The following is a 14639-nucleotide window of genomic DNA, read 5'->3' as shown; positions in this document are numbered from 1 at the left end:
GGTCCCGTAACGCAGAAAGTCGACGATGGCGGATACCAGCGAGTCGGGCGGCAATCGTCTGCTGAACAGCAAGGCAGGCGGCCGTCTTGCAGGCGGCCTTGCCGAGGCCCTGAAGCATGGCGACGTCGCCCTGGCATTGGGCGTGGTGTGCATCCTCGTGGTGCTCATCCTGCCTATGCCGTCCTGGCTGCTCGACATCTCCCTCGCGATCTCCATGACCTTCTCGGTCCTGGTGCTGATGGTCGTTCTCTTTATCAACCGCGCTCTCGACTTCAGCTCCTTTCCCACGGTGCTGCTGATCGCCACGATGCTGCGGCTGGCGCTCAACCTCGCCTCGACCCGTCTCATCCTCAGCCACGGCCACGAAGGCACGGATGCCGCAGGCGAAGTCATCGAAGCCTTCGGCAATTTCGTGATGGGCGGCAACTTCATCATCGGGATCATCGTCTTCGCGATCCTCATCATCGTGAACTTCATGGTGATCACGAAGGGTTCCGGGCGTATCGCGGAAGTCTCCGCGCGCTTCAGCTTGGACGCCATGCCGGGTAAGCAGATGGCCATCGACGCCGATCTCTCGGCGGGCCTGATCGACGAAGGCGAGGCGCGCCGCCGGCGCAAGGAGCTGGAAGACGAAAGCAACTTCTACGGCGCCATGGACGGTGCCTCGAAGTTCGTGCGCGGCGACGCCATCGCCGGTCTGCTGATCACCTTCATCAACGTCATCGGCGGCATCGTCATCGGTGTCGCCCAGATGGAGCTGTCCTTCGGAGAGGCGGCGCAAAACTACACGATCCTGACCGTGGGCGACGGCCTAGTCTCCCAGATCCCGGCGCTGATCGTCTCGACCGGTGCCGGCCTGCTGGTCTCGAAGGCCTCGGCCACCGGCTCGGCCGACGAGGCGCTCTTCGGTCAGCTCGGCGGTTACCCCAAGGCCCTGGGGCTCGCCGCAGTCCTGATGCTGGCCTTGGCCCTGCTGCCTGGCATTCCCTTCTTCCCCTTCGCCACCTTGGCCGCAATCGGCGGCGGCGCCGCCTGGATGCTCTATAAGCGCAGTTCGAGCGAGGAGCAGCAGCGCGAGGAAGCCGAAGCGGCGGCGGCAGCACCTGAACCGACGGCCGAAGAACCGATCGCCCAGGCGCTGCAGATCGATCAGGTGCGGCTGGAACTGGGTTACGGCCTGCTGAGCCTGCTGAGCGCCGAGGGCGGCCGGCGGCTGACCGATCAGATCAAGGCGCTACGCCGACAGCTCGCTCAGGAAGCCGGCTTCGTGCTGCCGTCGGTCCGGATCCAGGACAATCTTCAACTCGCCCCCAACAGCTACGTTATCCGGATCAAGGAGATCGAGGCCGGCGGAGGCGAGCTGCGCCCCGGGCACCTGATGATCATGGATCCGCGCGGCGAGCAGATCTCCCTGCCCGGTGAGGAGACGGTCGAACCGACCTTCGGACTGCCCGCCATGTGGGTTGAGGAGTCGGCCCGCGAGGAGGCGCTGTTCCGCGGCTACACGGTGGTCGACCCCAACACCGTGATCACCACGCACCTCACCGAGGTGGTGAAGGACAACATGGCGGAGTTGCTGTCCTACGCGGAGACCCAGAAGCTGCTCGACGAGTTGGAGGGGGAACAGAAGAAGCTGGTCGAGGACCTGATCCCCAACACCATTTCCGTCGGCGGCGTGCAGCGCGTTCTGCAGAACCTGCTCGGCGAGCGCATCTCGATCCGCGATCTGCCGACCATCCTGGAAGGTGTTCAGGAGGCCTGCGGCTACACCCGCAGCGTCCTGAACATCACGGAGCACGTCCGTGCGCGCCTGGCGCGGCAGATCTCCAACGCCGCAGCCACACAGGACGGTTTGCTTCCGTTGGTGACCCTCTCGCCGAATTGGGAACAGGCCTTCGCCGAGTCCCTGGTCGGGGACGGCGAGGAGAAGCACCTGGCGATGCCACCGTCCCGGCTACAGGAATTCATCTCCACCGTACGTCAGACTTTCGAACGGCAATCGATGCTGGGGGAGAGCCCTGCCCTGCTGACGAGTCCCAGCGTACGTCCCTACGTGCGCTCGATCGTCGAGCGTTTCCGGCCGCAAACCATGGTTTTGAGTCAGAACGAGATCCATCCCAAGGCCAAGTTGAAGACTGTTGGCCAAGTCTAGCGCTTTCATTCGGCCCAAAAAGGACCCAGCCGCCCAATGCGACTGAAAACCTTCACATCCAAGACGCTGCCCGAGACGATGGCGCTGGTGCGCGAACGTCTGGGCGAAGACGCGGTGATTCTCTCGACGCAGGAGATCGACGGAGCCGTCAAGGTGACCGCCGCGCTCGACGACGACCTGTCGCCGGAACTGGAGCCGGCGGCCAAGCGGGCGGCAGCCGAGTGGATCAGCGAGCTGGCGGAGTTGCTGGAGGCGCATCGCGTGCCCAACGGTCTCGCCGACCGCATCCTCAATGCTTCGGTTCATGCCGGTGCAAGCGATCAGGAAGAGATGCTCGTCACGGCTCTGGTCAGCGTCTTCGACTTCGCCCCCCTGCGCTTTCGCAAGGCCGGGCAGGCCAAACCCGCGCCCCTGCTGATGATGGGACCGCCCGGCGCCGGGAAGACGGCCACGGCGGCGAAGCTCTGCGCTCAGGCCCGGCTCGCGGGACAGGCGGCCCATTTGATCTCCATGGACACCGTCAGCGCCGGCGCCCGCGAGCAGGTGACAGCCTTCGCCGGAGCGCTGGGCGTTCCCCTCTCCTTTGCCGAAACCGCAGCTCACCTCTCGGAAGAGGTTGCGAAGATTCCCGGCGACCGGCTGATCGTGATCGACACCATGGGCGTCAACCCCTTCGTTCCCGAAGAGCTTGCAGCCGTCGGGGAGGTGGTGGAGGCCGCCGATGCGCTGGGGCTGCTGGTTCAGCCGGCTGGCGGAGACGCCCTGGAGGCCGCGGAGAGCGCCTTGGCTTTCGCGGAGGTCGGTGCTCGCCTCTTCGTACCCACACGCCTGGACGCCGCCCGGCGCTTCGGCGGTATCCTGGCCGCAGCCCAGGTCGCACAGCTCTCGATCATGGCCGGCGGCGTATCGCCCAACCTCGGTTCCGGCCTCAGCCCTCTCTCGCCACGCGGTCTCGCCAAGCTGCTCGCCCCGCAGTGGAGCCGCCTTGTCGTTACCGACGAAGACTTCATGCCCGCGACGGGAACCTTCCAATGACCACGGCCACATTCAAAACCCCCGCCAGCGCCTCGACCGTCGTTCAGACGGGACCTGTCGCCAACATGATCGCCATTGCCTCGGGCAAGGGCGGCGTCGGCAAGACCTGGCTTTCGATCGGTCTCGCGACGGCCTTCGCGAAGCTCGGTCAGCGCGCTCTGCTGTTCGACGGAGACCTCGGTCTGGCCAACGTCGACGTTCAGCTCGGACTGGTTCCAGAGCACGATCTGGGCGGCGTCCTGCAAGGCCGCTACGCTTTAGAGACAGCGGCACAGACAGTGGAAGGCTGCGGCTTCTCGGTGATCGCCGGACGTTCGGGCTCCGGCAATCTCGCGGCTTTGGAGCCGCCGCGGTTGGGCCGGCTGACAGCGGACCTGACTCAACTTGCGCACCGCTACGATCAAGTCTTGCTGGATCTCGGCGCCGGTGTCGATCGTACGGTCCGCTTCCTGGCGTCGCGCGCCAAGACCTGCCTTGTGGTGACGAGCGACGAGCCGACGGCCATGACCGATGCCTATGCTTTCATCAAGTTGATGAGCATGAGCAACACGGGCGCCGACCTGCGCGTCATCGTGAACATGGCCGGAGATCGACCGGAGGGCGAGCGGACCTATTCCACCCTGCGCAAGGCCTGCGAAAACTTCCTGAAGATCTCGCCGCCTTTGGCCGGCATCGTGCGGCGCGATCCCTACGTGAGAGAAGCCATCCGACATCAGGCCGCCCTGCTGGTACGCCATCCGAACGCGCCGGCCGCTCAGGACATCGAAGCCATCGCACGGCAGCTCGCAAAGGCGTGACGGATAGGTAGTATTTTCCAGTCATTTGCAACACTATTCTAGCAAAACCCTTATAGTAGAGTTAACGGCTGTCAATAATCGTTTGGCGTCTCAGTCGCTTTGGATCATCGCCTCTACTTTACAGACCCTGCTTTTCCCTGCGTTCTTGAGCAGGATCGCCTGCGGTAGCCTCGCTTCGGCGATCCCACCGCAGGCGTGATTCCTAATCTCATCGGAGATCTGGAGCGCGATCGTCTTAGGATGAAGAGCAGCGGGATCTTAGCCAGCACCGGACGCTGGCAGGCGAAAAGCGCGACGGCCAACGTGCGGCCGTGCGCTAATCCTGCTGGACGAGACTGAGCCTCTGGCCCTCATCCGGCAGATCGTCGGCCGCAAGAAGCACCTCCGTCCAGGGACCGTCGGGCATGTCGGCGGCAAGCTGCGTAATATGCTTGTTCCACCACTGCCGCTGCTGGCTCAGGTCGTCATAGTCGTATTGCGCCTCCGACCAGAGACGGTCCCGCTGTCGATAGGTCAGCAAATCGATCGGGTAGCCCACGTCGGCGGAGGAAAAGCGTGTGGAGTCGAAGGAAAGATAAGCCAGCTTGAGAGCCGTGCGTAGCGAAGTCGTGTAACCCAACGCCCGGTCGAGGATCGGTTTGCCGTAGGCTGTCGCGCCGACGGAGAGGTACGGCGTCCGAGCGTCCACTTCGATCCAGTTGCCTTCGGGATAGACCAGAAACAGCGTCGGCTCGGGGTCGTCGGCCAGGCAGCCTCCCAAGATAGCATTGAGATTGAAGCTCAGCTCGGAGCGCTCAAGGGCCTCGCGATCCTCTTCGGCGACCTCACGCAAAGCAGCACTGTAGGCAGTAACCGCCTCCAGCATCGAACCGAATCCGTTCTTGCGCTCCCGGCGCTGATCGCGGTCGAAATAGGCCAGCGTCTTATCGCGCAGGGACCGGAGGCCGGAGGTCATGATCGCCACGGGTGCGCCGGTCGGACCATGCAACGTGGCCTTGCGCGCATTGCTGACCTGATGCCCGGCTGTAATCCGCCCGTCGGCGAGCATCACCAGCCCTTGTTCGACCTTAATCCCTAAGCAATAGGTCAAATGCTATCCCCGCTCCCACCGAGTCGTCTGTTGCGATGCTCGCAGTCTTTCGGTGGGTCAGCAAGCGCGATGCAAACGAACGATCACCCTTTTTCTCGACACCCGGAACCGCGGAGGCTATCTCGAAAAAATCACTGCCTGAATGAAGCGGTTGTAAAAAAAACATGGCAGTGCGATGGGAACGAGAAGATGGGCGCCCTGTAGCGTCGAAACTGGGAGATTTAGCGTGAACTTTATCCAGATTACCAAGGCGGCCGGCCTTGCCGCAACCTTGCTGGCCGCGAGCGGAACGGCCGCATTGGCACAGGATCGCGAAGGTTGGCCCGACAGCTTCACCGTGGGAACGGCGAGCCAAGGCGGCACCTACTTCGCCTATGGGTCGGGTTGGGCCAACCTGGTGGCCGAGTCGCTCGGGATCTCGGGCGGCGGCGAAGTGACCGGCGGGCCGACCCAGAACATGGCGCTGGTCCATACCGGCGACGTCGCTTTTGGCATGACCACCATGGGTCCTGCAGCTGAAGCTCTCGATGGGAATTCCCCCCTGGCACCGGGCATCCCGCTGGACAACGTCCGCGCGATCTTCCCGATGTATCAGACGCCCTTCTCGATCACGACCCTGTCGTCGTCGGGCATCACCTCTATTTCCGAGATTCCGGCCGGTTCTCGGATCGGTTTCGGTCCCTCCGGCTCCACTTCGGACACCTATTTCCCGCGCATGCTGGAAACGCTCGGTGTGGAGTTCGAGCGGCGTAACGGCGGCTGGAGCGATCTCGGCGGACAGCTGCAGGACGGCCTGTTGGACGTCATCGCTTTCGCGGCCGGCATTCCGATTCCTGCCGTCAGCCAGCTCGAGGTTCAGACCGACGTCAATATCGTGGACTTCACGCCGGAAGAGTTGGCGACCGTCATGGAGGCCTTCCCGGTTTCCGACTTCACCATTCAGCCCGGCACCTACCAGTCGTTGGACCGGGAAGCCCAGGCCGTCGCCATGTGGAACTTCGCGGTCGCCAATGCCGACCTCCCGGAAAGCTTCGTCTACGAAGTCGTCAAGACGGTCATGGAGAACCACGACCGCATGATGGAGATCCATAAGGCGTCGCGTTCGACCCTTCCCGAGAACTTCGTCCACAACGAAGTTCTGCTTTGGCACCCGGGTGCCGTCCGCTGGTTCGAAGAGAACGGCTACGACATCCCGGACGACCTGGAGGGCTGACCCTCCATAGACAACTGCCGGGCCACGGATTGAGCCGTGGCCCGGCCACCTTTTCGCGTCGACGCTGCACGAAGGTATCCCGAGAAGATGCCTAACAGCGTATCTGCGGCGCCTGGGAGGCACCTTTCGACATGAGTAGTGAAACCGACAAGCTCGACGCCGAGACGGGCCGGCGGGTCGTCGCAGAAGGTGTCGACGAAGAGCCGACGGCCGGCAATCGCCGCCTGTATCAGGGCTGGCGTCTTTATCTTGCCGGCGGCTTCGCCGCGCTCTACGCGGCCTGGCATGTCTACACGCTCAACATTGCCCCCATGGAGACCTGGGCCTTCCGGATCACCCACGTTCTGGGGGCTCTGGTACTCGGCTTTTTATTGTTTGCGGCCGCCGGGTTTCCGCGCGAACGCGCGAACGGCCTCCGGCTGCAGTGGAGCCTCGCCACCCTCTGCGCCCTTCCGATCGCCTATGCGCTTCTTCGCGTCATCCTGATGCATCAGGACCTGCAGGCAGGCGCCCGCGCCATATCTGCGGAGATCGAGATCTGGCATTTCGGTCTGCCTCTGCTGGCCGGAGCGACGCTCGCGCTGTTCGGCAGCTGGTTTACGCGCTGCTCTCAGTCGCGCCTGTCGCCCTTCGACCTCGTGCTGATCCTGGCGGCACTCGCCAGTTCCGGTTACCTGCTGGTTCATCTGGACGGCACCTCCCTGCGCATGCGCGCCGGCACGCCCTTCGCGACGCCCGGCAACCTCTACGCCTCCTTGGTCGGGGTTCTCCTGATCCTGGAACTGACGCGGCGCGTGGCCGGTCTGGCGCTGGTGATCATCGCCGCGATCTTCGTCGGCTATGCCTTCGCCGGTCCCTGGTTGCCCGGTTTCCTGGCGCATCAGGGCTTCGATCTGCAGCGCTTCTTCAGCTACGTCTACACCGACGCCGGGATCCTGGGTCCGACGACCGCGGTCTCCTCGACCTACATCATTCTCTTCATCATCTTCGCCGCCTTCCTGCAGGCCTCGAAAGTCGGCGACTACTTCGTCAACTTCGCCTTCGCGCTGGCCGGACGCGCCCGCGGCGGGCCGGCCAAGGTCGCGATCTTCGCCTCCGGCCTGATGGGCATGATCAACGGCACGAGCGCCGGCAACGTGGTGGCCACCGGTTCGCTGACCATTCCGCTGATGAAGCGCATCGGCTACCCGGCGAAATCGGCGGGCGCGGTCGAGGCTGCCGCCTCGACCGGCGGTCAGATCATGCCGCCGATCATGGGCGCCGGCGCCTTCATCATGGCCGAGATCACCGGCATCCCCTACACCGACATTGCCGTCGCCGCGATCATCCCGGCGATCCTCTATTTCGCCTCGGTCTACTTCATGGTCGACTTCGAGGCCGGCAAACTGGGCATGCGCGGCATGCGCGACGACGAGTTGCCGCGCCTCCGGGAGATGGCGAAACAGGTCTTCCTCTTTCTGCCGATCATCATTCTGATCGCGGCTCTCTTCATGGGTTATTCGGTGATTCGGGCGGGAACCCTGGCGATGGCGGCCGCAGCCGTCGTGAGCTGGCTGACGCCCCACCGCATGGGTCCCAAGGCCCTCTACCGGGCCTTCGAGATGGGCGGCTCCATGTCGGTGCAGATCATCGCCGTCTGCGCCTGCGCCGGCGTGATCGTCGGCGTGATCTCACTGACCGGCGTCGGCGCCCGCTTCTCCTCCCTGCTTCTGGCGCTCGCGGAAGACAGCCAGTTGCTGGCGATGGCCTTCGCCATGCTGATCTCGATCCTGCTGGGCATGGGCATGCCCACCACGGCCGCTTACGCCGTCGCCGCCTCGGTGGTCGCACCGGGTCTGGTCCAACTCGGGATCCAGCCGCTGACGGCGCACTTCTTCGTCTTCTACTTCGCGGTGGTGTCGGCGATCACGCCGCCCGTCGCCCTCGCCTCCTACGCCGCAGCCGGAATCTCCGGCGGCAACCCGATGGAAACCTCCGTCACCTCCTTCAAGATCGGGCTGGCGGCCTTCATCGTCCCCTTCATGTTCTTCTACAATCCGGCCCTGCTGTTCGACGGCAGCACGGCCGAGATCCTGCGTGCCTTGGTGACCGCGACCGCCGGTGTGGTGCTGCTGTCCGGCGGCGTGCAGGGCTACTTCCTGACCCGCTCCGTCAACCTGATCCTGAGGGTCGGCCTGATCGTGGCGGCGCTCTGCATGATCGAGGGCGGCTGGATCACCGATCTGATCGGGATCGCAATCGCCGTCGCCACACTGGGGGCACAGCGGTTCCTGTCCCGCGCGCGGGCTTAGAAGAAGACCAGAGGTCGGCGGCGCCCCGCAATCATCAACGAAATGGTGATACGTGGCGTCGCCGATTGCGGAAGGGCGGTCAGGCGCCCTATCCTTGCCCTATGCCCTTGGACGCCAAACTCCCGGACGGCTGGGCCACCAGCGTCTGCCCGCACGACTGCCCCTCCACCTGCGCGCTGGAGGTCGAGGTCCTGGACGAGCGGCGCATCGGGAAGGTCCGCGGCGGCCGGCGAAATCCCTACACGGCGGGCGTGATCTGCGCCAAGGTCGCCCGCTATGCGGAGCGCCAGTACCATCCGGACCGCCTGACGCAGCCGCTGCGCCGGGTGGGCGAGAAGGGTACCGGCCGCGCCGCCTTCCAAGAGATCTCCTGGGAGGCCGCGCTGGACCTGGTGGCCGAGGGCCTGACGGCCGCCGAGCAGCGGCACGGGCCAGAAGCGGTCTGGCCTTACTTCTACGCCGGCACCATGGGCCATGTGCAGCGCGACGGCATCGAACGGCTGCGCCACGCCAAGGGCTATTCGCGCCAGTGGTCGACCATCTGCGTTACCCTTGCCGACTCCGGCTGGCTCGCCGGCGTCGGGGCCAAGAAGGGCGTGGATGCGCGCGAGATCGCGAAGTCGGACTTGGTGGTGGTCTGGGGTGGCAATCCAGTGAGCACCCAAGTCAACGTCATGACCCATATCGCGCGCGCCAAGAAGGCCAATGGCGCCAAGCTGGTGGTGATCGACCCGTACCGGACGGGCACGGCGGAACAGGCCGATCTGCATCTGGCACTGAAGCCCGGAACCGACGCAGCCCTCGCCTGCGCGGTCATTCATGTGCTGCTGCGCGACGGACTGGCCGACCGCGCCTACCTAACCCGCTACAGCGATTGGAACGAGCGGATCGAGGCGCACTTCGCCGCCCGAGATCCGGCCTGGGCCTCGGCGATCACAGGGCTTAGCGTCGCGGAGATCGAGGCTTTTGCTCAGCTCTACGGCGCCACGAAGAAAAGCTATCTGCGCGTCGGCTACGGTTTCTCACGCTCACGCAACGGTGCAGCCAACCTGCACGCCGTCTCCTGTCTGCCGGCGGTCACCGGTGCCTGGGCCGTAGAAGGCGGCGGCGCCCTCTGGGGCAACGGAGCGATCTACAATCTCGACAAGACGCTGATCGAAGGACTGGACGCGGCGCAGGCCCACCCCGCACGCAGCCTGGACCAGTCCCGCTTCGGGCCAGTGCTGACGGGCGATCCGCGCGATCTGGGCGACGGCCCGCCGGTCGAGGCGGTCTTCGTTCAGAACACCAACCCCATTGTCGTCTGCCCCGAATCGGCAAAGTGCCGCGACGGCCTCGCGCGCGACGACCTCTTCGTCGCCGTCCACGAGCAGTTCCTGACCGAAACCGCCGCCATGGCCGACGTCGTGCTGCCGGCGACCATGTTCCTGGAGCACGACGACTATTACACCGCCAGTGGCCATACCTTCCTACAGGTCGCCAAGGCCGTGGTGGCACCGCCGGAGGGCTGCCGCTCGAACCACGAGGTGATCTGCGCCCTGGCCGAACGTCTGGGGGCCGAACACCCCGGTTTCGGACTCTCGGCCTGGGAGCTGATCGACGCTACCTTCCGCGCCTCCGGCCATCCGGGCGCCGACGAGGTTTACGCCATGGGCGGACTGGACTGCGGCGAGGACTTTGCGACCGCCCACTTTCTGGAGGGCTTCCCGCAGCCGGGCGGTCGTTTCCGTTTCGCGCCCGACTGGACCGCGATGACCGCCCCAGTCAGTCCGGACATCCAACCAGACACGACCGGCATGCCTCCCCTGCCCGATCATTGGACCGCCATCGACGAAGCTAAGCCGGAGGCCCCCTTCCGCCTGGTGGCCGCGCCCGCGCGTAGCTATCTCAACACGACTTTCACGGAGACGCGCGGCTCGCAGGCGCGCGAAGCCCGTCCGGAGGTGCTGATGCATCCCAAGACCTGCACCCGCCTGGGTCTCGACGAGGGCGAGCGCGTGCGGATCGGCAACGACCTGGGCTCGCTGGTGGTGCCGGTGCGCCCCTTCGACGGTCTACAGCCCGACGTCCTGGTGATCGAGTCGATCTGGCCGAACGAGGCCTTCGAGGAGGGGATGGGCGTCAACCTGCTGGTCAGCGCTGACATGGGCGCCCCGCGCGGCGGCGCCGTCTTCCACGACACCGCTGTCTGGGCAAAAAAGGCAGATTAGGCGCCCGACTCAGACAAAGACCCGCCCGAAGATCTGGTCGACCCGCTTGGTGTGGTAACCAAGGTCGAAGCAGGCCTCCAAAGCCGCGGCCTCCAGCGGCACCTCGGCATCGGCTTTCAGCTCCGTCAGGAAGTCGGCGCCGTCCTGCCAAACCTTCATGGCATTGCGCTGGACCAGGCGGTAGGCGTCTTCGCGACTGACCCCGGCCTGGGTCAGGGCAAGCAGGACCCTTTGGGAGTGGACCAGACCGCCGAGGCTATCGAGATTAGCCTGCATGGTTTCCGGATAGATCAACAGCTTCTCGATCACGCCGGCGAGCCGGTTCAGCGCGAAGTCGAGCGTGACCGTGGAGTCCGGGCCGATCATCCGCTCGACCGACGAGTGGGAGATATCGCGTTCGTGCCAGAGCGCCACGTTCTCCAGCGCCGGCGTGACGTAAGCGCGGACCATGCGGGCGAGACCTGTCAGGTTCTCGGTCAGCACGGGGTTGCGCTTGTGAGGCATGGCCGAGGAGCCCTTCTGCCCCGGCGCGAAGTATTCCTCAGCTTCACGCACCTCGGTGCGCTGCAGGTGACGAACCTCCGTCGCCAAGTTCTCGACGCAGGCCGCGATGACGCCCAGAGCGGCGAAGAAGGCGGCATGACGGTCGCGCGGGATGACCTGGGTGGAGACCGGCTCCGGCGTCAGACCCAGCTTAGCCGCGACATGCGCCTCCACCGCCGGATCGATGTTGGCGAAGGTGCCGACGGCGCCCGAAATGGCGCAGGTCGCGATCTCCGCGCGTGCCGTCTCGAGCCGGGTCCGGCAGCGGGAAAAGGCGGCGTAGTGCCCGGCCAGCTTCAGACCGAAGGTGGTCGGCTCCGCATGGATACCGTGGCTACGACCGATGCAGAGCGTGTGCTTGTGCTCTTCCGCGCGCGCCTTCAGGGCGGCCAGGACGCGGTCGAGCCCCGTTAGCAGAAGGTCGGCGGCCCGGTCGAGCTGCACCGCCAAGGTCGTGTCGAGCAGGTCCGAAGAGGTCATGCCCTGGTGCACGAAGCGGGCCGGCTCGCCCACGGCCTCCGCCAGATAGGTCAGGAAGGCGATGACGTCGTGACGGGTCTCCGCCTCGATGGCCTCGACCTTCGCGGTGTCGCTGTCGCTCCAGGCCTCCAGCAGCGGACGGCCCTTGTCCCAGACTGTTGCCGCCGCTGCCTTCGGGATTGTGCCCAACTCGGCCAGGGCATCGCAGGCGTGGGCCTCGATCTCGAACCAGATGCGGTAGCGGCTGGCGGCTGACCAGATCTCGGCCATCTCCGGCCGGCTGTAACGGGGAATCATGAAGAGGTCTGCTCCGATGCAACGTGATGGCGCGCGAAGGCCTCGACGAAGGTCTCCGGCCAAAGGTGGTTGGTGTCGATATAGCGCTTCTGCTCCACGCGCTCTCCGGACAGGGTGACTGCGCGCAGGTCCAGCAGCGGCAGGCCGAGATCCCGGGCCGAGTCCGCCAGGGTCGCGGCGAAGCGCTTGTGCGCCGCCAGGAAGCGGCTGCGCTGCGCCGCCGGGATCAGAGTGAGAGGCGCGTTGCTGGCCGGAGGCGTGACGAGGAGGGGCGTCAGGCCGCGCGCTCGCCCCTCCGCTGCGACGAAAGCGGCGAGCCGGCTGGCCAGCTCGCGGAACTCAGCCATCAGGGCGCTTTCGCTAAGGTCCAGAGAGCGCGAGAAGAGCCCCTGGGTCAGACGCAGGTCCAGTTCACCGATGCAGATCGCCGGGATCGCACCCTTCGGCAGACGGTCGAGCGCGCTGCGGAAGGCCGTTTGCAAGGGGTCCGGCCGTTCGGCCAGGAGCGACGACGGCGCCGCCTCCAGCAACGGCTCCGGCAGGACCAGCGCCTTCCCGCCCTGCCAAGGCACCACCAGATGACCGGCAGACAGACAGTGGGTATCGCCGATGGCGACGATCAGCGTCGCCACTTCCCCTTCGTAGAGCTCTGGACGATCCGTCCGATAGACGAGGAGGCGACTCAAGAGGTCGGCCAGGGTCGCGAAGACCTCGACCGAGCTGTCGCCAGCCGAGGCTCCATCGGATTTCTGGGCCAGATCGGCCTTCGCGGCGGCGGCCAGCTCGAGATTACGGCTCACCGACTCGGTGCGGTTCTCCCGCCAGGCGGCCAGGGCACGCAGAACCGCCTCGTTGTGGCGCTGTACCGCCGTCGTGCCCGCAGGCAGATCCGCGAGCGCGGCACCGCGCCCAAGCGCATAGAGGCTACGCGCCTGAAAACAGCCCGGGTCGCTCTCTCCGTGTTTCAAACGGTCGCGCGACAAGAGGTCGACGGCTTCCGCCAGAGCCCCGCGTCGATAGGCCAAGGCGCCGAGAATCCTGCGGCCGCCCTCCACCTCGGGATCGGCCGTCAGGGCGCGCCGCGCATAGTCGTAGGCTTCGTCACTCTGCCGCGACGCCAGGCTAAGGCGCGCCAGCAGCAGCAGGGCGACCGGCTCCTCCCCCGTCGCCGAGATCAGCCGTAGCAAGGCATCCTTGGCCTCTTCCGCGCGGCCGGCTGCCTGAAGCGCTTCTGCCAGGCCCCAGGCGGCTGGAGGGGAGATCGGAGACAGCTCCACAGCGCGACTGAGAGCCGCGATGGCGGCATCCGAGTCCTCCAGACGAAAGAGAGCCACGCCATAGAGGCGCTGGGCTTCCGCGTGGTCCGGCTGGTCGGCCAAAAGGGCCATGGCGCGATCCGCCGCGAGTCGGGGCTGGCCACGGCTCAAGAAACCGAGGATTTCGGCAAGGGCCGGCTCGGGCTGTGCGCTTTGCATGGACAAGAAAAGAATCTCGAAGGGGAAACGGCGCGCACCATGCCCCGAGCCGCCCGACCCTGGCAAGCGGCAGCGGCTGATCACGGTGCTCATTCCTGACGGCGTTCAACTGCACCTTCGTGAACGGCAGACCACTCGGGAGATTTCCCGATTGACCAACTTTTATTTCGATGTTTTGATATTTATCAAAATATAGGAGGGCAAAATGGCTCACTGGAAACGGTGGTCGCTTGACCGCTTGAGGCGTCTACAGCGGCAGATCCGGAGTCGGGCCGCCGCAAGAGCAACGAGACGAGAGCTACGAGGCCTTGGACCCGAGGTTCTGTGGGATATCGGGATCGCCCCTCACCAGATCACGGAGGTTGCGGCCGGTTTGGTGGAGTGGGTCGAACCGCCGGCACCGGCCAGTGCTGAGCTCGCAAGAACCAACTGCAATGTCATTTCCTTTAGGCCGTCTCGGCACGCCGCGAGAGGCCATGCGTTCGACGATACGCGCTGCTGTGCCGCCTGACCGGCAATTGCATGCGTAGAGACCCAAACCCAGAAAAATGCGAGGAGCCTGCAAGCCATGAAGCGGATCCACATCGGCCTATCGGTCGCCGACCTCCCCACGTCGGTGGCCTTCTACAGCCGGCTGTTCGGCGCCGAACCGACGCTGGTGAAGGACGACTACGCGAAATGGCAGCTGGAAGATCCTCGGGTGAACTTCTCGGTCTCAAAGCGCTGCGAGGCTCCAGGCGACTTCCACCTGGGGATCCAGGTCGAGACGTCGGCGGAATTGGCCGATATCTCGGACCGGCTGCGCCGGGCCGGCGAGAAACTCATCGCCGAAGGTCCGGCCAGTTGTTGCTACCATCGTTCCGACAAGGCCTGGGTCTTCGACCCGCAGAACATCCGCTGGGAAACCTTTCTGACCCACGGCGAAGAGCCCGTCTACGGCGAGGACAGCTTGACGCCCGGCCCGACGAGAGATCCCATTGAGGGTGGCGCCTGCTGCCCTTGACCACCAAGTGACCGCCAAGGGGTAACGCTCGCCGCGGCGCCAGTCCGTTCCAG

The 14639-nt window shown here is 65.4% G+C and carries 10 protein-coding genes; 7 read left to right on the top strand and 3 right to left on the bottom strand.

Annotated elements, in window-relative coordinates; all coding sequences use genetic code 11:
• Positions 1–25: 25 nt before the first annotated feature.
• Genes flhA through ACO054_RS03560 form a run of 3 tightly spaced genes read left to right on the top strand, consistent with a single transcriptional unit; the run spans position 26 to position 3984 of the window.
• Entirely contained in the window at positions 26–2152 is a 2127-nt protein-coding gene (gene flhA / locus ACO054_RS03570) for a flagellar biosynthesis protein FlhA (protein ID WP_421709071.1), read from the top strand.
• A gap of 36 nt (positions 2153–2188) precedes the next feature.
• On the top strand, positions 2189–3187 hold the full coding sequence (locus ACO054_RS03565; RefSeq protein WP_421709070.1) for a GTPase: 999 nt from the start codon (positions 2189–2191) through the stop codon (positions 3185–3187).
• Complete coding sequence (locus ACO054_RS03560) at positions 3184–3984, top strand: MinD/ParA family protein (RefSeq protein ID WP_421709069.1); 801 nt, start codon at positions 3184–3186, stop codon at positions 3982–3984. The genes ACO054_RS03565 and ACO054_RS03560 overlap by 4 nt, the downstream gene beginning before the upstream one ends.
• 316 nt (positions 3985–4300) lie before the next feature.
• On the opposite strand, the gene ACO054_RS03555 is transcribed toward ACO054_RS03560, so the two are convergent.
• Positions 4301–5074, bottom strand: a complete 774-nt coding sequence (locus tag ACO054_RS03555; protein ID WP_421709068.1) for a peptidase — start codon at positions 5072–5074, stop codon at positions 4301–4303.
• Positions 5075–5300: 226 nt separating this feature from the next.
• On the opposite strand from ACO054_RS03555, the gene ACO054_RS03550 reads away from it, so the two are divergent.
• From ACO054_RS03550 to ACO054_RS03540, 3 genes are all read left to right on the top strand, one after another.
• Positions 5301–6287: a TAXI family TRAP transporter solute-binding subunit gene (locus ACO054_RS03550; protein WP_421709067.1), complete on the top strand. Its 987-nt coding sequence runs from the start codon at positions 5301–5303 to the stop codon at positions 6285–6287.
• A 131-nt stretch (positions 6288–6418) separates the two neighbouring features.
• Positions 6419–8578, top strand: coding sequence for a TRAP transporter permease (locus tag ACO054_RS03545; protein WP_421709066.1), 2160 nt, complete (start codon positions 6419–6421; stop codon positions 8576–8578).
• A 101-nt stretch (positions 8579–8679) separates the two neighbouring features.
• Complete coding sequence (locus tag ACO054_RS03540; RefSeq protein ID WP_421709065.1) at positions 8680–10788, top strand: molybdopterin-dependent oxidoreductase; 2109 nt, start codon at positions 8680–8682, stop codon at positions 10786–10788.
• 9 nt (positions 10789–10797) lie between these two features.
• Here the strand turns inward: ACO054_RS03540 and purB are convergent, their stop codons facing one another.
• On the bottom strand, positions 10798–12108 hold the full coding sequence (purB, locus tag ACO054_RS03535) for an adenylosuccinate lyase (protein WP_421709064.1): 1311 nt from the start codon (positions 12106–12108) through the stop codon (positions 10798–10800).
• Positions 12105–13676 carry a tetratricopeptide repeat protein gene (locus ACO054_RS03530; RefSeq protein WP_421709063.1) on the bottom strand — a complete coding sequence of 524 codons (1572 nt, stop codon included), beginning with the start codon at positions 13674–13676 and terminating at the stop codon, positions 12105–12107. The genes purB and ACO054_RS03530 overlap by 4 nt, the downstream gene beginning before the upstream one ends.
• A 475-nt stretch (positions 13677–14151) precedes the next feature.
• Between ACO054_RS03530 and ACO054_RS03525 the strand changes: the two genes are divergently transcribed.
• Complete coding sequence (locus ACO054_RS03525; RefSeq protein WP_421709062.1) at positions 14152–14586, top strand: VOC family protein; 435 nt, start codon at positions 14152–14154, stop codon at positions 14584–14586.
• The last annotated feature ends 53 nt before the right edge of the window (positions 14587–14639 follow it).

Source organism: Algihabitans sp. (genome assembly GCF_965226985.1).
Lineage (GTDB): Bacteria > Pseudomonadota > Alphaproteobacteria > Kiloniellales > DSM-21159 > Algihabitans.
This window is presented reverse-complemented; position numbering and strand designations above follow the sequence as displayed.